At 70.7% G+C, this 17,384-nt stretch carries 15 protein-coding genes; 4 read left to right on the top strand and 11 right to left on the bottom strand.

Features of this window, described 5'->3' with window-relative positions:
- Positions 1 to 141: 141 nt before the first annotated feature.
- A complete protein-coding gene (thyX, locus tag ABD981_RS36645; protein ID WP_345530533.1) occupies positions 142 to 882 on the bottom strand; it encodes an FAD-dependent thymidylate synthase in 741 nt (246 codons plus the stop codon).
- Between the two features lie 195 nt (positions 883 to 1,077).
- Between thyX and ABD981_RS36650 the strand changes: the two genes are divergently transcribed.
- Both ABD981_RS36650 and ABD981_RS36655 read left to right on the top strand, forming a co-directional pair.
- Positions 1,078 to 1,317 carry a hypothetical protein gene (locus ABD981_RS36650; protein WP_345530534.1) on the top strand — a complete coding sequence of 80 codons (240 nt, stop codon included), beginning with the start codon at positions 1,078 to 1,080 and terminating at the stop codon, positions 1,315 to 1,317.
- Between the two features lie 53 nt (positions 1,318 to 1,370).
- Positions 1,371 to 1,925 (top strand): PH domain-containing protein, encoded by a 555-nt coding sequence (locus ABD981_RS36655; RefSeq protein ID WP_345530535.1) that lies wholly within the window; start codon positions 1,371 to 1,373, stop codon positions 1,923 to 1,925.
- Here the strand turns inward: ABD981_RS36655 and ABD981_RS36660 are convergent.
- The 6 genes from ABD981_RS36660 to eccD form a co-directional block, all read right to left on the bottom strand.
- Positions 1,922 to 2,374, bottom strand: a complete 453-nt coding sequence (locus tag ABD981_RS36660) for a hypothetical protein (protein WP_345530536.1) — start codon at positions 2,372 to 2,374, stop codon at positions 1,922 to 1,924. The two genes, ABD981_RS36655 and ABD981_RS36660, sit on opposite strands and share 4 nt — an antisense overlap.
- Positions 2,375 to 2,378: 4 nt before the next feature.
- Positions 2,379 to 3,131 carry a 4-hydroxy-tetrahydrodipicolinate reductase gene (dapB, locus tag ABD981_RS36665; protein WP_345530537.1) on the bottom strand — a complete coding sequence of 251 codons (753 nt, stop codon included), beginning with the start codon at positions 3,129 to 3,131 and terminating at the stop codon, positions 2,379 to 2,381.
- A gap of 32 nt (positions 3,132 to 3,163) precedes the next feature.
- Positions 3,164 to 4,543, bottom strand: a complete 1,380-nt coding sequence (locus ABD981_RS36670; RefSeq protein WP_345530538.1) for a M16 family metallopeptidase — start codon at positions 4,541 to 4,543, stop codon at positions 3,164 to 3,166.
- Positions 4,540 to 6,759 carry a polyribonucleotide nucleotidyltransferase gene (locus tag ABD981_RS36675; RefSeq protein WP_345530539.1) on the bottom strand — a complete coding sequence of 740 codons (2,220 nt, stop codon included), beginning with the start codon at positions 6,757 to 6,759 and terminating at the stop codon, positions 4,540 to 4,542. Before ABD981_RS36675 ends, ABD981_RS36670 begins: the two co-directional genes overlap by 4 nt.
- 296 nt (positions 6,760 to 7,055) lie before the next feature.
- Positions 7,056 to 7,346 carry a 30S ribosomal protein S15 gene (gene rpsO / locus ABD981_RS36680; RefSeq protein WP_128976159.1) on the bottom strand — a complete coding sequence of 97 codons (291 nt, stop codon included), beginning with the start codon at positions 7,344 to 7,346 and terminating at the stop codon, positions 7,056 to 7,058.
- Between the two features lie 217 nt (positions 7,347 to 7,563).
- Positions 7,564 to 9,036 carry a type VII secretion integral membrane protein EccD gene (eccD, locus tag ABD981_RS36685; RefSeq protein ID WP_345530540.1) on the bottom strand — a complete coding sequence of 491 codons (1,473 nt, stop codon included), beginning with the start codon at positions 9,034 to 9,036 and terminating at the stop codon, positions 7,564 to 7,566.
- A gap of 181 nt (positions 9,037 to 9,217) precedes the next feature.
- On the opposite strand from eccD, the gene eccCa reads away from it, so the two are divergent.
- A complete protein-coding gene (gene eccCa, locus ABD981_RS36690; RefSeq protein ID WP_345530541.1) occupies positions 9,218 to 13,171 on the top strand; it encodes a type VII secretion protein EccCa in 3,954 nt (1,317 codons plus the stop codon).
- Positions 13,172 to 13,291: 120 nt separating this feature from the next.
- A complete protein-coding gene (locus tag ABD981_RS36695; protein WP_132918945.1) occupies positions 13,292 to 13,537 on the top strand; it encodes a DUF397 domain-containing protein in 246 nt (81 codons plus the stop codon).
- Positions 13,538 to 13,609: 72 nt separating this feature from the next.
- Here ABD981_RS36695 and ABD981_RS36700 read toward each other — a convergent pair whose 3' ends face one another.
- From ABD981_RS36700 to eccB, 4 genes are all read right to left on the bottom strand, one after another.
- Positions 13,610 to 13,903, bottom strand: a complete 294-nt coding sequence (locus ABD981_RS36700; RefSeq protein ID WP_345530542.1) for a WXG100 family type VII secretion target — start codon at positions 13,901 to 13,903, stop codon at positions 13,610 to 13,612.
- Positions 13,904 to 13,947: 44 nt separating this feature from the next.
- Positions 13,948 to 14,286, bottom strand: coding sequence for a WXG100 family type VII secretion target (locus ABD981_RS36705; RefSeq protein WP_345530543.1), 339 nt, complete (start codon positions 14,284 to 14,286; stop codon positions 13,948 to 13,950).
- A gap of 179 nt (positions 14,287 to 14,465) precedes the next feature.
- Entirely contained in the window at positions 14,466 to 15,725 is a 1,260-nt protein-coding gene (gene mycP / locus ABD981_RS36710; protein ID WP_345530544.1) for a type VII secretion-associated serine protease mycosin, read from the bottom strand.
- Between the two features lie 14 nt (positions 15,726 to 15,739).
- A complete protein-coding gene (gene eccB, locus ABD981_RS36715) occupies positions 15,740 to 17,281 on the bottom strand; it encodes a type VII secretion protein EccB (RefSeq protein WP_345530545.1) in 1,542 nt (513 codons plus the stop codon).
- Positions 17,282 to 17,384: the final 103 nt, after the last annotated feature.

Genomic DNA, 17,384 nt, shown 5'->3' on the forward strand with positions numbered 1-17,384 from the left:
CCTAGGGGGACGTGAGAAAGGGAGCCCGGCACTGCCTGCTCGGGGGTTCAAGCAGTGCCGGGTCCGTTTGATCAGCCTAGATGAACTTCGTGAAACGTCGCAATACGGACACTTCGCGGGAGAAGTTCGTACTTATGTGCTCTATGGGGCCACACGGCCGTTCTTGTTGAAGGCCGCGTAGGTCAGCGGCATCAGCTTGGCCCAGTGCTCTTCCATCTTCTCGCCCACCATCTCGATCTCACGCTGCGGGAACGAGGGCACCGCGGCGAGCTCGTGCTGGGTGCGCAGACCGAGGAAGTGCATCAGGGAGCGCGCGTTGCAGGTGGCGTACATCGAGGAGTACAGGCCGACCGGGAGGACCGAGCGGGCGACCTCACGGGCGACGCCCGCGGCCAGCATCTCCTGGTAGGTCTCGTACGCCTGGCGGTACGAGTCCTCCATGGCGCGGCCGACGAGCTCGTGCTGGGCCTGGGAGCCCTCGACGAAGACGTACTTGCCGGGACGGCCCTCCTGGACCAGCTTGCGGGAGGTGTCCGGGACGTAGAAGACCGGCTGGAGCTCCCTGTAGCGGCCGGATTCCTCGTTGTACGACCAGCCCACCCGGTGCCGCATGAACTCGCGGAAGACGAAGATCGGGGCGCTGATGAAGAAGGTCATCGAGTTGTGCTCGAAGGGGCTGCCGTGGCGGTCCCGCATCAGGTAGTTGATCAGGCCCTTGGAGCGCTCGGGGTCCTTCTGGAGCTCCTCCAGCGACTGCTCTCCCGCGGTGGACACCCGCGCCGCCCACAGCACGTCCGAGTCGCCGGCCGCGCTCTTGACCAGGTCGACGGTGACGTCGCTCCGGAAGTCGATCTTCTGGTTCTCGGTGGGGCTGTCGGTCACCGGCGGTCCTTCCAGTCGGGGCGTTGCAGTCGCCCACTTTAGCCAGGTCCCGAGCGCCTCCCGGCCCCCTCCCGTCCCGTCCTCCTCAAGGATGAGATTCGGCTGCTTTGATGAAAAAGGGCACCAAAACCCCGATTCGCTCGTCTGTACCTGTGACAGACGTCATCACCACCGAGTCCGAGGAGAGTGACCCTGATGTTGCGCCGGCGAGAGGCCGTCCCGTTCGCGTTCGTCGCGGAGTCCGACCGCTTCCGCAGTAACGTCACTCCGCCGCCGCGCGAGCGTCCCACCCCGTCACAGGTGCTGGGCCGTACGCTGATCGGGCTGACCGTGGTGGCCGGCCTCGTCGGATCGCTGGTCTTCGGTGTGCCCTCCCTCCAGTCGGGGAGCGCGGGCGGCCATCAGCAGCAGTCCGAGGCTTCCGACGGCCGCTGAGGTAGCCTCACCGGGCACAGCCCACCGAACGTGCTTGTGAGTGAGGACCTGTCGTGCCCCTGCCCTTTCTGACGGCCGACCGTGCTTTCGACGCGACCGACGACATCGCGCTGCCGTTCGACGACCACGATCAGTGGCGTCGTCCGTACCGGCCCGGACCGTGGCGGGTGGGAATGGCGGCGCTCGCGCTGCTGCTCGCCTCGTTCGTGCTGCTGGCCGCCGTCATCATCGCCGTCGCCGGAGCGCTCGGCGGCGCCGCGTTCACCTTCGGGGTCGCCGCGCTGATCATCGCCGCCGCCCTGCGCCTGCTGCGCATGGGCGTGTGGGTGAGCCGGGCCGGCCTGCGCCAGGTCTCGTTCTTCGCGACCCGGACCGTGCCGTGGCCGAAGGTCTCCGAGGTGCGCACCGCCCAGCAGCCGGTGCGCTGGCTGGGGCTCCCCCGCACCGTCCAGGGCCAGGCCCTGATGCTCGTACGCCATGGCGGTGAGCAGACCCTGCTGCTCACCGACCACAACGCGGACTTCCTCTCGCGCGTCGAGGCCTTCGACCGTGCCGCTGACACGGTCGAGGCCTGGAACGCGGAGTACGCCGGGTCCGCCGCCCGCTAGGACGCGGTCCGGGCGACTTCGTGCAGCGTGATCGCGCGCTGCATCGCCTGGCGGGCCCGCGGGGTGTCGCGGGCGTCGTGGTACGCCACCGCCAGCCGGAACCAGCAGCGCCAGTCGTCCGGCGAGTCCTCCGTCTCGGCCTTGCGCCGGGCGAAGACCTCGTCGGCCGAGTCCCGGTCGACGCGGCCGCCCTGAGTGCGCCTCAGCTCGTCGACGGGCAGCCCGCCCTCGGCGTCCAGCTCCGCGGCCAGGCGGTTGGCCCGGCGCGCGAAGCGGGTGTTCTTCCACAGGAACCAGGCGCCGACCAGCGGCAGCAGGAACGCCACGGCGCCCATGCCCATCGCGGCCGGCTCGCCGGTCAGCAACAGCAGGACGCCCTCCATCCCCACCACGCCGAAGACGAGGACGAGGACGGTGGCGAGGAAGACGTACGTGATCTTTCCGCCCATGACGTCAGCCCAGGTCCAGGAAGTGTTCCAGGCCGAACGTGAGGCCCGGGGTGGTCACCACGCGGCGGGCGCCCAGCAGGATGCCCGGCATGAAGCTGGAGTGGTGCAGGGAGTCATGACGGACCGTCAGGGTCTCGCCCTCGCCGCCGAGCAGCACCTCCTGGTGGGCCAGCAGGCCCGCCAGGCGCACCGCGTGGACCCGCACGCCGTCGATGTCGGCGCCGCGCGCCCCCTCGACGCCGGTCTCGGTGGAGTCCGGCTGGGCGCCCAGGCCGGCCTCGGCCCGGGCCTTGGCGATCAGCTGGGCGGTGCGGGTGGCGGTGCCCGAGGGGGCGTCCACCTTGTGCGGGTGGTGCAGCTCGACGACCTCGACGGACTCGAAGTACGGCGCCGCGATCTGCGCGAACTTCATGGTGAGGACCGCCCCGATGGAGAAGTTCGGGGCGATCAGGACGCCGGTCCCCGGGGAGTCGGCGAGCCATCCGTCCAGCTGCGCGAGGCGCTCCTCGGTCCAGCCGGTGGTCCCGACGACCGCGTGGATGCCGTGGCGCACGCAGAAGTCGAGGTTGTCCATGACCGAGGCGGGCGTGGTCAGCTCGACCACGACCTGGGCGTCCGCCTCGACCAGGGTCTCCAGCTTGTCGCCGCGGCCGAGGGCCGCGACCAGTTCCATGTCCTCGGCGGCCTGGACGGCCTTGACGGCCTCGGAGCCGATACGGCCCTGGGCCCCGAGGACCGCCACGCGCAGCTTGCTCATAGCTCTGGTTCCTTAGTGACGAGAGGTACGGGTCAGGAGACCGCTTGGTGGAGGCGGTCCGCCTGCTTGTCCTTCAGCGGGCCGATCACCGAGAGCGAGGGCCGCTGCTCCAGTACATCGCGGGCCACTTCCCGTACGTCGTCGGGGGTGACTTCCGCGATCCGGGTCAGCATGTCGTCGACCGACATCTGGGTGCCCCAGCACAGCTCGCTCTTGCCGATGCGGTTCATCAGCGCGCCGGTGTCCTCCAGGCCGAGCACGGTCGAGCCGGAGAGCTGCCCGATGGCGCGGGCGATCTCGTCGTCGGTGAGCCCGTCGGTGGCGACCTTGTCGAGCTCGTCCCGGCAGATCCGCAGCACGTCGTGGACCTGGCTGGGCCGGCAGCCCGCGTACACGCCGAAGAGGCCGCAGTCGGCGAAGCCGGAGGTGTACGAGTACACGCTGTAGGCCAGGCCGCGCTTCTCCCGGACCTCCTGGAAGAGGCGGGAGGACATGCCGCCGCCGAGGGCGGTGTTCAGCACGCCGAGCGCCCAGCGGCGCTCGTCGTTGCGGGCCAGGCCCGGCATGCCGAGGACCACGTGGGCCTGCTCGGTCCGGCGGCCGAGCAGCTCCACCCTGCCGGCGGTGCGGAGGGTGCGGTGTCCGTCGCGCGGGGCGATCGGGACGGCGTCGGTACGGGTGAGGGCGCCGGCCTTCTCGAAGGCGCGGCGGACCTGGCGCACCACCGTGGCGTGGTCGACGTTGCCCGCGGCGGCGACGACCAGGTGGGTCGGGTCGTAGTGCTTCTTGTAGAAGCGGGCGACCTGGTCCCGGGTGAGCGCGTTGATCGTGTCGACGGTGCCGAGGACCGGGCGGCCCAGCGGGGTGTCGCCGAACATGGTCTGCGCGAACAGGTCGTGCACCATGTCGCCGGGGTCGTCCTCGGTCATCGCGATCTCCTCGAGGATCACACCGCGTTCGGCGTCCACGTCGGAGTCGAGGATGAGCGAGTCCGTGAGCATGTCGCAGACGACGTCGATCGCCAGCGGCAGGTCGGTGTCGAGGACCCGGGCGTAGTAGCAGGTGTACTCCTTCGCCGTGAAGGCGTTCATCTCGCCGCCGACCGCGTCGATCGAGGCCGAGATGTCGAGGGCGGACCGCTTGTGGGTGCCCTTGAAGAGGAGGTGCTCGAGGTAGTGGGTGGCACCGTTCAGCGTGGGGGTCTCGTCGCGCGAGCCGACGTGCGCCCAGATGCCGAAGGTGGCGGAGCGTACCGAGGGGAGGGTCTCGGTGACGATCCGGAGGCCGCCGGGGAGGGTGGTGCGGCGGACCGTGCCGATGCCGTCCCTGCCCGGGAGAAGCGTTTGGGTACGGGCGACGGCCCGCCCCTCCGAAGAGGGGCGGGCCGTCGCGCGGGAACTACGGGACGTCACTTGGCAGCGTCGTCCTTGTCGCCCTCGGCGCCGTCCTCGTCCGCGATCACGGGGATCAGGGAGAGCTTGCCGCGCTGGTCGATCTCGGCGATCTCGACCTGGACCTTGGAGCCGATCGCCAGCACGTCCTCGACGTTCTCCACGCGCTTGCCACCGGCGAGCTTGCGGATCTGCGAGATGTGCAGCAGGCCGTCCTTGCCCGGGAGCAGGGAGACGAAGGCACCGAAGGTGGTGGTCTTGACGACCGTACCCAGGTAGCGCTCGCCGACCTCCGGCATGGTCGGGTTGGCGATGCCGTTGATCGTGGCGCGGGCGGCCTCGGCCTGCGAGCCCTGCTGGGCACCGATGTAGATGGTGCCGTCGTCCTCGATCGTGATCTCGGCGCCGGTGTCCTCCTGGATCTGGTTGATCATCTTGCCCTTGGGGCCGATGACCTCACCGATCTTGTCCACCGGGATCTTGACGGTGATGATGCGCGGCGCGTTCGGGGACATCTCGTCCGGAACGTCGATCGCCTCGTTCATCACGTCGAGGATGTGCAGACGCGCGTCGCGGGCCTGCTTCAGCGCGGCGGCCAGGACCGAGGCGGGGATGCCGTCGAGCTTGGTGTCGAGCTGGAGCGCGGTCACGAACTGCTTCGTGCCGGCGACCTTGAAGTCCATGTCGCCGAAGGCGTCCTCCGCACCGAGGATGTCGGTGAGGGCGACGTAGTGCGTCTGGCCGTCGATCTCCTCGGAGATCAGGCCCATGGCGATGCCGGCGACGGCGGCCTTGAGCGGCACACCGGCGTTCAGCAGCGACATGGTGGAGGCGCAGACCGAGCCCATCGACGTCGAGCCGTTGGAGCCGAGGGCCTCGGACACCTGGCGGATCGCGTAGGGGAACTCCTCGCGGGTCGGCAGCACCGGCACGATGGCGCGCTCGGCGAGCGCGCCGTGGCCGATCTCGCGGCGCTTGGGCGAGCCCACGCGGCCGGTCTCACCGACGGAGTACGGCGGGAAGTTGTAGTTGTGCATGTAGCGCTTGCGGGTCACCGGGGAGAGGGTGTCCAGCTGCTGCTCCATGCGGAGCATGTTGAGGGTGGTGACGCCCAGGATCTGGGTCTCGCCACGCTCGAACAGCGCCGAGCCGTGCACGCGCGGGATGGCCTCGACCTCGGCCGCGAGCGTACGGATGTCCGTCAGGCCACGGCCGTCGATGCGGACCTTGTCCTTGATGACGCGCTCGCGGACCAGCTTCTTGGTCAGCGCGCGGTAGGCACCGCCGATCTCCTTCTCGCGGCCCTCGAAGGCCGGGAGGAGCTTCTCGGCGGCGAGCTCCTTGATGCGGTCGAGCTCGGCCTCGCGCTCCTGCTTGCCCGCGATGGTGAGCGCCTTGGCGAGCTCACCCTTGACGGCGGCGGTCAGCGCCTCCAGGACGTCGTCCTGGTAGTCGAGGTAGACCGGGAACTCGCCGGTGGGCTTGGCGGCCTTGGCGGCGAGGTCCGACTGGGCCTTGCAGAGGACCTTGATGAAGGGCTTCGCGGCCTCGAGACCGGCGGCGACGACCTCCTCGGTCGGCGCCTCGGCGCCGTCCTTGACGAGCTCGATGGTCTTCTCGGTGGCCTCGGCCTCGACCATCATGATCGCGACGTCGCCGTCCTCCAGGACGCGACCGGCGACGACCATGTCGAAGACGGCGTCCTCGAGCTCGGTGTGCGTCGGGAACGCGACCCACTGGCCCTTGATCAGGGCGACGCGGGTGGCGCCGATGGGGCCGGAGAAGGGCAGGCCCGCGAGGATCGTCGACGCGGAGGCCGCGTTGATCGCGACCACGTCGTACAGGTGCTCGGGGTTGAGCGCCATGATCGTCTCGACGATCTGGATCTCGTTGCGCAGGCCCTTCTTGAAGGAGGGGCGCAGCGGGCGGTCGATCAGGCGGCAGGTGAGGATCGCGTCCTCGGAGGGCCGGCCCTCACGGCGGAAGAAGGAGCCGGGGATCTTGCCGGCCGCGTACTGCCGCTCCTCGACGTCCACCGTCAGGGGGAAGAAGTCGAGCTGGTCCTTGGGACGCTTCGAGGCGGTGGTCGCCGAGAGGACCATGGTGTCGTCGTCCAGGTAGGCGACGGCGGAGCCGGCGGCCTGCTTGGCCAGACGGCCGGTCTCGAAGCGGATGGTGCGGGTGCCGAAGGTGCCGTTGTCGATGACGGCCTCGGCGTAGTGGGTCTCGTTCTCCACTAGCGGTTTCTCCTACGTGTTCGTCTTTGCGTCCATCGGCCCGTGTGGCCGGGGACGGTGTCGACGGAGGCGGAGAAGCGCGCTGGGTGCGGGCCGGTCTTCGATCGAAGCTCCCGGGGTCTCTTGCCCGGGGGCCACTACCGAGGACCGGCGGCGAAGCAGGCGGCTCCTCGCTCTTCGTCTGTGCTGTTGTGCGTGCGGTTGTGCCACCAGCCTACGGTCCGCTGCGCACCTTTCGCACGTACAGCAAAGGGAGCGGCCCCCTGAAAGTGGGAACCGCTCCCTCTACGGCGTCCTTACTTGGCACCGCCGGCCGCACCGCGGCGGATGCCGAGGCGGTCGACCAGCGTACGGAAGCGCTGGATGTCCTTCTTGGCCAGGTACTGCAGCAGGCGGCGGCGCTGGCCGACCAGGATCAGCAGACCACGACGGGAGTGGTGGTCGTGCTTGTGGGTCTTGAGGTGCTCGGTCAGGTCCGAGATGCGGCGGGACAGCATCGCGACCTGGACCTCGGGGGAGCCGGTGTCGCCCTCCTTGGTGCCGAACTCGGCCATGATCTGCTTCTTGACAGCGGCGTCGAGAGCCACGCGGATCTCCTCTTGGTGTTCGTGCGCCCACGAGTGCCCCTGGTCTGGGTCTCAGGGGAATCTTCCGTGACTCGCGGGCGAAGGTCCGATGAGCGCTGCTCCCCGAGTCCGTCCTGAAACAGGGGTTTCCGGGAGCGCGTACACAAACGGCCGTCACACAGCGTACCAGCTCGCCGGTGAGGCCGTTCGGGTGAGGCCTTCGGTGACCGGGCGGTCACTAGCTGGTGAGCGAGCGGGCCGCCATGAACACGTCGAGCACGGCGAGGCAGAGCGGGACCAGGGAGAGCAGGACGAAGCCCTCGGTGAGGTCGAGCATCCGGCCCCAGAAGGGCGACAGGCCCTTCCTCGGGATGATCAGGCCGATCGCGGTGACCAGGGCGGCGCCCGCCGCGACGGCCGCGGTGAGCCAGATCGTACGGACGTCGAGGCCGCCGCGGTCCCCGTACAGGACGAGGTCCTTGACCAGGTCGACCGGCGGGTTCAGGGAGAGGCCGAGGATGAGCAGCGCGATGGCGGCGAGACCGGCGACCAGGACGCAGGCGACCTGCGAGGTGTAGCGGAAGAGCCGGGCGCGCAGCAGCATCGCCAGGCCGGCGGCGAGGGCGAGCAGCTGCCCCCAGACGTTCCCCGCGAAGCCGAGGACCGCGGCGGAGCCGACGACGACGGCCGCGCAGCCGCCGACCAGGCCGAGCAGCATCTCGTGGCCGCGGCGGGCCTGCAGCGCGATGCGCTCGCCGTCGACGGGCTGCGGCTCCTGGTGGGCCTGGTGCGGGTCGGCGAGGAACTCGTCCTCGGCGGCGCTGCGCGGGGAGGCGTAGCCGATGGGCAGGCGGGCGAAGCGGGCCGAGAGGCCGGGCAGGAAGGCGACCAGGCCGATGGCGACGGGCACGCAGACGGCCGCGGTCCCGGTGGCGGAGGCCTCGGTGAGGATCGCCAGGAAGGTGGCGAGGGTGCCGACGGTGGCCAGGAAGGTGGCCGCGACGAAGGGGGCGTCGCCGCTCGGGGTGAGCGCGACCAGGGTGACGGCGGCGACCAGGACGGTGACGCAGCCGAGCAGGAACTGGAGGCGGCCGGGGCCCTGGCCCGCGTCGGGCGCGATGATGCCGGAGCCGGCGATGAGCAGCAGCGGCAGCGCGCCGAGGCCCAGGGCGACGGCGGTGGCGCGGTCGCCGTAGACCCGGGCGCGGACGCCCGCGAAGGCGGTGAGCAGCACGCCGACGGCGCCCGCGATGACGCCGGGCAGGCTGTGCATGTCGTGGCGGAGCGGGTCGGCGAACCAGAGGACGAAGCCCATGAGGACGAGGAGCAGCACGCCGCCGACGAGGCCGGCGCCGCGCAGCAGCTCGTCGCTCCACAGGTGCCGGTCGCGGGTGACGGCGGAGGCGACGGCGTCGGAGACGTCGTCGAAGACGGCCGGCGGCAGCGACTGGGCGAAGGGGCGCAGCGAGAGCACCTCGCCGTCGAGGACCTGCTGGGCGGCGAGCGTGCGGGCGCCGTCGAGGACGGAGCCGTCGCGCCGGACCAGGTGGTAGCCGGTGGGGGCGCCGGCCGGCTGGGTCTGCCCGGTGAGCCGGAGGATCTCCGGGTAGACGTCGGCGACGGCGATGTCCTCGGGGAGTGCGACGTCGATGCGACTGTCCGGCGCCACGACGGTGACACGGCAGAAGCCGGTCGCTGCGGTCGTACTCACGTGTCTGGTCCCCCTGATTCGCGGTTGCGCACAGTGCGGCGCCACCCTACCGGGGAGCGGCACGGGTGGCTGCAAGTAGGATCCTGCTCTCACGGGGGAGACCGCACGGAACACAGCCGACGGGGGCGCAGGTGCGGCGACTCCCTCACGAGCCCGCCCGTAACGAGGGATTGATGCGCCGGTGAGCCAGATCGTCGTCAAACGCCCGCCGAGGTCCCTTCCTCCGGAAGTACCCGGTGAGGAACTGGTCCTGGAGTCTCCGCCGGAACTTCCGCGCGGGCAGCAGGAGTCCGCGCTGATGCAGCTCCTCCCGATGCTGGGCATGGGCTCGTCGGTGGTGTTCTTCTTCATGACGCCCTCGCCGATCATGCGGATCATGGGCGTCCTGATGCTGGCGTCGACGGTCGCGATGGCCATCGCCCAGTTCGTGAGATTCCGCCGCGGTACGCAGGGGCAAATGGCCGATGTGCGGCGGGACTACCTCAAATACCTCGCGCAGACCCGGCGTACGGTGCGCCGGACGGCCCGTCGTCAGCGGGACGCGCAGCTGTATCTGCACCCGGCGCCGGAGCAGTTGTGGTCGGTGGTGGCGGAGGGCTCGCGGCTGTGGGAGCGGCGGGTCGGCGACCACGACTTCGCGCAGGCGCGCATCGGTCTGGGCGCGCAGCAGCTGGCCACTCCCCTGGTCGCGCCGGACACGGCGCCGGTGGACGAGCTGGAGCCGCTGTGTGCGGGTGCGATGCAGCAGTTCCTCGCCGTGCACGGGACGCTGGACGGGCTGCCGATGGCGGTGTCGATGCGGGCGTTCTACCACGTGACGGTCTCCGGTGACCCGGAGTCGGCGCAGTCCGCCGCGCGCGGTCTGGTGGCGCAGCTGGTGACCCTGCACTCCCCCGACGACCTGATGCTGGCCGTGGTCGCGGCGCGGGGTGCGCAGGAGCGCTGGGACTGGACGAAGTGGCTGCCGCACGCGCAGGTGCCGGGGACGGTCGACGGGGCGGGCACCAAGCGCCTGTTCGGCGACGACCTGGGCGAGCTGGAGCAGTTGATCCGCGGGCGCCTCGACGGGCGGCCCCGGTTCAGCCGGGACAACCAGCCGGTCCTGGACCAGCCGCACGTGGTGGTGGTGCTCGACGGCGGCATGGTGCCGCCGGACTCGCTGTTCGCGGCGGCCGAGGGGCTGCAGGGCGTGACCATCGTCGAGGTGGTCTCCGGTGAGCTCGACGAGCCGCGCGGCGGCCTGTCCGTGGTCGTGCGGCCGGGACGGCTGCGCCTGGAGTCGGGCGGCGGCTTCGCGTACGAGGGCCTGCCGGACGGGATGTCGCTGCCGGCCGCGGAGGCGCTGGCCCGGCAGCTGGCGCCGCTGCGGATGGGCGGCGGGGACGACGACGAGCCGCTGCTGGCCAACCTGGACTTCACGGACCTGCTGAACCTCGGCGACGCCGCCTCCGTGGACGTGGCGCGCACCTGGCGGCCGCGGTCGGTCGCGGAGCGGCTGCGGGTGCCGATCGGCGTCGGCGAGGACGGGCAGCCGGTCATGCTGGACCTGAAGGAGGCCGCGCAGGAGGGCATGGGCCCGCACGGTCTGTGCGTGGGCGCGACGGGTTCCGGCAAGTCGGAGCTGCTGCGGACGCTGGTGCTCGGCCTCGCGGTGACGCACTCCTCGGAGACGCTGAACTTCGTCCTCGCGGACTTCAAGGGCGGCGCGACCTTCGCGGGCATGTCGCAGATGCCGCACGTGGCGGCGGTCATCACCAACCTGTCGGACGACCTGACGCTGGTCGACCGCATGGGCGACGCGATCCGCGGCGAGCTGCAGCGGCGCCAGGAGCTGCTGCGGTCGGCGGGCAACTACGCGAACATCCACGACTACGAGAAGGCGCGGGCGGCGGGCGCTCCGCTGGAGCCGCTGGCCTCGCTGGTCCTGGTGATCGACGAGTTCTCCGAACTCCTCACCGCCAAGCCGGACTTCATCGACATGTTCATCCAGATCGGCCGCATCGGGCGTTCGCTGGGCGTGCATCTGCTGCTGGCCTCGCAGCGCCTGGAGGAGGGCAAGCTGCGCGGCCTGGACACGTACCTCTCGTACCGGATCGGTCTGCGGACCTTCTCGGCGGCGGAGTCGCGCACGGCGATCGGCGTGCCGGACGCGTACCACCTGCCGTCGGTGCCGGGTTCGGGCTACCTGAAGTTCGGTACGGACGAGATGACCCGCTTCAAGGCGGCGTACGTCTCGGGGACGTACCGTACGGGCGGTCCGCGGCTGGAGGCCGGGCAGCTGCCGATCGAGCGGCGGCCCGCGCTGTTCACGGCCTCGCCGGTGCCGGTGGTGTACGCGGCGCCCGACCCGGCGTATCTGACGGCGCAGCGCGCCGAGGAGGACGAGGCGCTCGCGGACACCGTCCTCGACGTGATCGTGCGCCGTCTCGAGGGGCAGGGCGTGCCGGCCCACCAGGTGTGGCTGCCGCCGCTCGACCAGGCGCCCACGCTGGACCAGCTGCTGCCGGGGCTCGCGCAGACCGCGGACCGGGGGCTGACGGCGACGGAGTACACCCGCCCCGGCGGTCTCACCGTGCCGCTGGGTCTCATCGACAAGCCCTTCGAGCAGCGGCGCGAGGTGCTGTACCGGGACTTCTCGGGTGCGGCGGGCCACATGATGGTGGTCGGCGGTCCGCAGTCCGGCAAGTCGACGCTGATGCGCACGCTGGTCTCGTCGTTCGCGCTCACCCACACGCCGGCCGAGGTGCAGTTCTACTGCCTGGACTTCGGCGGTGGCGGCATGTCCTCGCTGGCCGATCTGCCACACGTCGGCGGGGTGGCCTCGCGGCTGGACCCGGAGCGGGTGCGGCGGACGGTCGCCGAGGTGATGGGGGTGCTGAACCGGCGGGAGGAGTTCTTCCGCGCGAACAACATCGACTCCATCGCGACCTACCGGCGCAAGCGCGCGGCCGGTGAACTCCCGGGCGAGGCCTGGGGCGACGTGTTCCTGGTGGTGGACGGCTGGGGCGGTTTCCGCAACGACTACGACATGCTGGAGCCGGTCGTCTCGGACCTCGCGGCGCGCGGTCTGGGCTACGGCATCCACGTGGTGATCACCGCGGCCCGTTACATGGAGGTGCGGGCGGCCCTCAAGGACCAGATGCTGGGGCGTCTGGAGCTGCGGCTCGGTGACGTCATGGACTCCGAGTTCGACCGCAAGGTCGCGGCGAACGTGCCGCCGGGCGTGCCCGGGCGCGGCCAGGTGCCGGAGAAGCTGCACTTCATGGGCGCGCTGCCGCGCATCGACGGGTCGAGTTCGGCGGTGGACCTCTCCGACGGCGCGGCCGCCTTCGTCCAGTCCGTGAAGGCCGCCTGGGCGGGCGCCCCGGCCCCGGCCGTGCGGCTGCTGCCGCGCCGGCTGCCTGCGGAGCAGCTGCCGAAGGGCTTCGAGTACCCGCAGCACGGCATCGCGATCGGCATCGACGAGACGAACCTGGAGCCGGTGTTCGTCGACTTCGAGTCGGACCCGTTCTTCCTGATCTTCGGCGAGAGCGAGTCCGGCAAGACCGCGCTGCTGCGGCTCATCGCCAAGCAGCTGTGCGAGCGCTACACGCCGGAGCAGGCCAGGATCGTGGTCGGCGACTACCGGCGCACGATGCTGGAGGCGGTGGCGCCCTCGCACCTGCTGGAGTACGCGCCGATGGCCTCGGCCATGCAGATGCACATGGACGCGATCAACACGGTGATGACCAAGCGCGCCCCGAAGCCGGACATCACCCCTCAGCAGTTGCGCGACCGCAGCTGGTGGACGGGACCGCAGCTCTACGTCCTGATCGACGACTTCGAGCTGGTCGCGACGAACTCGGGCAACCCTTTGCAGGTCCTGGTGGAGAACCTGCCGTTCGCCCGCGACGTCGGCATCCGCTTCATCGTGGCCCGCAGCGCCGCCGGCGCCTCCCGCGCGATGTACGAGCCGTTCATGCAGCGCGCGAAGGAGCTCGGCGCCCAGGGCGTGATCCTCTCCGGCGACCCGGGCGAGGGCGACATCCTCGGCAACGTCCGCGCCAGGCCGATGCCTCCGGGCCGCGGCACCTTCGTCTCCCGCAAGCGCGGGATGCCGCTGGTGCAGCTGGGGTGGCTGCCTGACCGCGCTTAGCAGCTCCGACGCCCGCCCCGGGACCGTTTCGTCTTACGGTCCCGGGGCGGGCGTCCTCGTCGATAGGCTGGCGCGCAGGCTCGTTCACAGGACTGATCAGCACAGATAAGGACCGCGCCGATGACTGACGCCCAGGACCGGGAACGCGTGAAGGAAGAGCTCTACGCCCTCGACATCTCGGGGGTCGAGTGGCAGGGGGCTCCCGGGACCAGTCCGGACGAGGAGCGGGTCGAGATCGCGTATCTGCCGGGCGGCGGGGTGGCGATGCGGTCCTCGCTCGACAAGGAGACCGTGCTGCGCTACACGAAGGCCGAGTGGGACGCCTTCGTGCTCGGGGCGCGGGACGGCGAGTTCGACCTGAAGTAGCGTGCGTCCGCACATGCGCGAGGGGGTGGCCCGTGTCTCACGGGCCACCCCCTCGGCGTCAGCGACGTGGGATCACATCATCATGCGGAAGCGGGCCGCGTTGCCCTTGTCGGTGTCCCGGTAGCCGACGACCGACTCGTCGAGGAGCTGGGCGATGCGCCCCAGGTCGTGGTTCATGCCCGCCATGTCCTTGGTCAGGCGGTCCTGGCTCTCGCGGTACGCGACCTTCGCCTCGCCCTCCCAGTTGGAGGCGACGCGGTTGACCTCGGTCATGAGGTCCTCGAGCTTCTGGCCGAGCTGGCTGGCCGTCAGGCGGACGTCGCCCGCCGCCTGGGTCACGGTGTCGTAATTGACCGCAGTAGTCATGTTCGTGGCTCCTGGAGTGTAGAGACGCGGGAGGAGGGCGTGGCTCAGGCCATGCCGAGGATGGCGCTCTGGCCACCCGTGGTGTCGTCCATCTTGCGGAAGGACCGGATGCGGTCCTCCTCCTCCTGCGTGAAGCCGTCGGCGCTCATGCGCATGACCTCTTCGAGCTTCACGAGCTCGACGCGCATGTTGCGCAGACGCTGGTTCAGGTCGTTCTGAACCCGGTCGTACTCCTTGCTCGCAGCGCCCTGCCAGCCCGCCTGGATGCGGTCCACCACGCCGTTGAGGGAGGTGATGCGGGCCTGGAGCTCGTCGTGGAAGTCCTGGATCCGGCCGGCGAGCTTGACTTGTTCGGCACTGGTTACGTTCAGGTCTTTCGACATCTTGCCCCTTCTTCCTTCGGTGGCGGCGGCGGTCGGGCCGCCGGGCCTTCCGAACGTGATACGGACGGGTATCTCTTGATGCCGCCCCCGTGCTGGGATCGCACTGCCGTGCCCCCGACCGTCACTCTAGCCATTGGGGACGGTAGTTCCAACTGCAAAGTACCCACCGGATACTTGGCTCACCGGGCCGGTCTCCGGCGCCGGCTGTCGCGGATCACGGCGGCCGCTCCGGCGACCACCGCCACCAGCACGGCGCCGATTCCCAACGCATAGGTGGCGAGCCGTTCGGAGCGCTCCTGGGGCGTCTCCGACATCGCCATGCGGGCCGGTTCGGGAGCCGCCGGCTTCGGCGGGCCCGGGTCCGGGGTGGGGCTGCTCAGGGGGGCGGGGTCGCCGGCCGTGTCGGCGAGCGCCCGTACCGGGTCGATGACGCCCCAACCCACGTGTATGTCATGGCCGTTGATCGACCGGACCGCGGTCTGCTCGATCCTGGTGATGATCTGCGCGGCGCTCCAGTCCTTGTGCTTGGCGCGCAGCAGGGCGGCGACGCCGGCGACGTACGGGGCGGAGAAACTGGTCCCGTTGTCGACGCACTGGCCGCCGCCCGGGACGGTGGAGACGATGTCGACGCCGGGGGCGGCGACGCCCACGAAGGGGCCCGACTGGGAGAACGCGGCGCGTTCGTTGTTGCGGTCCGAGGAGCCGACGGCGAGCACCCCCGGGAAGGCCGCGGGGTAGGTGTTCTTGGATTTGCCGTCGATGCCGTCGTTGCCCGCGGAGGCGACGACCACGATGTCCGCCGCGACGGCCCGGGCCACGGCCTTGGCCATGGCGGAGTCCGGTCCGAGGGGCTGGGCGGTGTCCTGGGAGATGTTGATGACGTGCGCGCCCTTGGTGCGCGCGTAGTCGATCGCCTCGGCCATCGTGTCGGACTTGCCGCTGTTCTTCTCGTCGTTCTGCCGGATCGGGATGATCATGGCCTCGGGGGCCAGGCCGACGAAGCCGGTGCCCTTGGCGGGGCGGGCGGCGATGATCCCGGCGACCTTGGTGCCGTGGCCGACCTCGTCCACGGTGCCGTCGGTCTTGCCCCGGGTGGCGTCGCCCGGGCCCGGGTTCTCCTTGTCGGGCTTCAGGTAGTCCTTGCCCGCCTTGGCGTCCACCGCGCGCTTCAGCTGCGGGTTGACGTCGTCCACGCCGGTGTCGATGACGGCGACCCGGACGCCCTCGCCCTTGGTGTCCTGCCACAGCTCGTCGAGCAGCACCCGCTGGAGCGCCCAGGGGATGCCCTCGATCTGCTTCTTCATGGGGAAGGTGCACTCGCCGCTGCCGTCCAGACCGGCCGGCCGCTGGATGCCCTCCGCGTACGCGGCGGGCGGCACCGCGAGCAGGCCGGTGAGGGTCGTCGCGGCGAGCAGGGCCGCCGCACGGTACCTCGTCATCCGCTCCACCCCCTTCACGAACCCTGCGGCTGGCGCGCGCTGTTGGTGTCGAGGCGCGGGCCCTTGGACAGGAACTCCGACCACTCCATCGGGACGGGCACCGGAGTGACCTTCTCGTAGCCGAGACGCTTCTGCGCGTCGGAGGGTTCCGGGCGCCCGTCGGTCTGCCGCTGATCCCCCGCTCCGATCTCGGAACGGCCCTTGTCGCTGTCCCCGTTGGCCTGCACGGCGTAGCGCAGACCGGTGTCGGTGACGAGGAAGAGCGAGCCTTCGGCCGCGGTCTGCCGGCCCTGGACCTGGGTGTAGAGCAGTCCGGTGCCGGGGGTGACGTACGTGCTGGTGCCGCCGGCGGTGATGTCGGCGGGGTACTTGGTGCCCGCCCAGGTCGACAGGGTCGTCTCGCCCTTGGGGCCGACGCTCTGCAGGACCGAGCAGACGGTGTCGCGGGCGCCCGCGCCGCCGACGGAGTTGGCCTGCTCGGACTTCCGCTCGGGCCAGCGGCGGTCGGCGGCGAACGGGGTGGCGTCGGGGCTGAGCTGGCCCAGGCTGACGCCGCTGGGCGAGCCCTTCATGCCCAGGTCCTTGGTCTGCGGGGAGTTGGTGAGCAGCCAGGCGGTGAAGGCGGTGACCGGCTGCACCCTGCCCTGGAGCACCAGGTAGTGCTGCGGGCCGGAGCCGGTCTGCGCGAGCAGCACCATGCCGACCTTGTCCTGGGCCTGGGTGAGGCCGCCGTTGACGCCGGCGTCGGCACCGATGGTGCCGGGGATCTCGGGATAGTCGACGGGGGTGCCGGTCTTCAGGGTGGCCAGCCAGTCGTCGGTCACCTGCTGCGGCTGCCGGTTGACGCCGAAGAGGACGGTGGTGAGGTTGAGCGCCTTCTCGTTGACCCGGTACTTGGTGCCCGTGTGGTCGACGAGGTACTGGGCGCTCTCCTTCTGCCCCTTCACGTACAGGACCTGGCCGGGGCCCAGCCTGCCCTTGTCGTCCGTGCGGCCGAGGTCGCGCTTGGCGAAGAGGAAGGTGGCCTTCTGCACGCCGTCGCCGTTGCCGCCGCCGGGCTGCTCGCACACCGCCCAGCGCTTGGCGGTGCCCGCGTCCTCGGCGCCGGGGAGCCGGTCGGGAGCGTACGGGATGCCGAGGATCGGGCCGCGCGGCGGCTTGCCCTTGTCGAGCTCCTTGTCGTCGACCTGGATGACCTGGAAGTCGTCGGGGTTGAGCAGCAGCCGGGCGGAGGCCAGGTTGAGCACCGGGTGCAGCAGGGTCTTCCGGTCCTTGCCCGTGCCGGTGGTGAGCACCACGTAGCGGGTGGTCGACTGCTTGCCGACGATCACCTTGGTGCCGGGCTTGTCCCAGCCCTTGGGGGCCGTGGGCTTGAACATGCCCCAGGCCCCGAACCCGGCGAGCACCAGCGCGCCGATGATCAGGCCGGGGACGACCGCCCGCAGCGGCCTGGGCGCCCCCTCCTCCGTACCCGACGGAGAGGGTTGGAGGAATGCCGCGACCGTGCGCTTCTTCGCAAAGGTGTACGCGTTGAGCTCGTCCCGCCGTGATGCCATGAGTCCCCATTTTCGTCAGGCGCAGTCTTCGCTCGGAAGTCCGGGGAGCATGGCGCCCGGGCTCCGGCTGTCGGACCGGCCCCCTACTATGCCTGCTGTCCGC

It is taken from the genome of Streptomyces showdoensis (assembly GCF_039535475.1).
In the GTDB taxonomy this organism is placed as follows: Bacteria; Actinomycetota; Actinomycetes; order Streptomycetales; family Streptomycetaceae; genus Streptomyces; species Streptomyces showdoensis.

What these genes read in the sequence shown, in the direction of transcription:
- ABD981_RS36650 (WP_345530534.1), top strand. Translation starts at nt 1,078, where the DNA reads ATGTTGCGCCGGCGAGAGGCCGTCCCGTTCGCGTTCGTCGCGGAGTCC.
- ABD981_RS36660 (WP_345530536.1), bottom strand. Translation starts at nt 2,374, where the DNA reads ATGGGCGGAAAGATCACGTACGTCTTCCTCGCCACCGTCCTCGTCCTC.
- dapB (WP_345530537.1), bottom strand. Translation starts at nt 3,131, where the DNA reads ATGAGCAAGCTGCGCGTGGCGGTCCTCGGGGCCCAGGGCCGTATCGGC.
- ABD981_RS36695 (WP_132918945.1), top strand. Translation starts at nt 13,292, where the DNA reads ATGACTGACGCCCAGGACCGGGAACGCGTGAAGGAAGAGCTCTACGCC.
- ABD981_RS36700 (WP_345530542.1), bottom strand. Translation starts at nt 13,903, where the DNA reads ATGACTACTGCGGTCAATTACGACACCGTGACCCAGGCGGCGGGCGAC.
- ABD981_RS36705 (WP_345530543.1), bottom strand. Translation starts at nt 14,286, where the DNA reads ATGTCGAAAGACCTGAACGTAACCAGTGCCGAACAAGTCAAGCTCGCC.
- mycP (WP_345530544.1), bottom strand. Translation starts at nt 15,725, where the DNA reads ATGACGAGGTACCGTGCGGCGGCCCTGCTCGCCGCGACGACCCTCACC.
- eccB (WP_345530545.1), bottom strand. Translation starts at nt 17,281, where the DNA reads ATGGCATCACGGCGGGACGAGCTCAACGCGTACACCTTTGCGAAGAAG.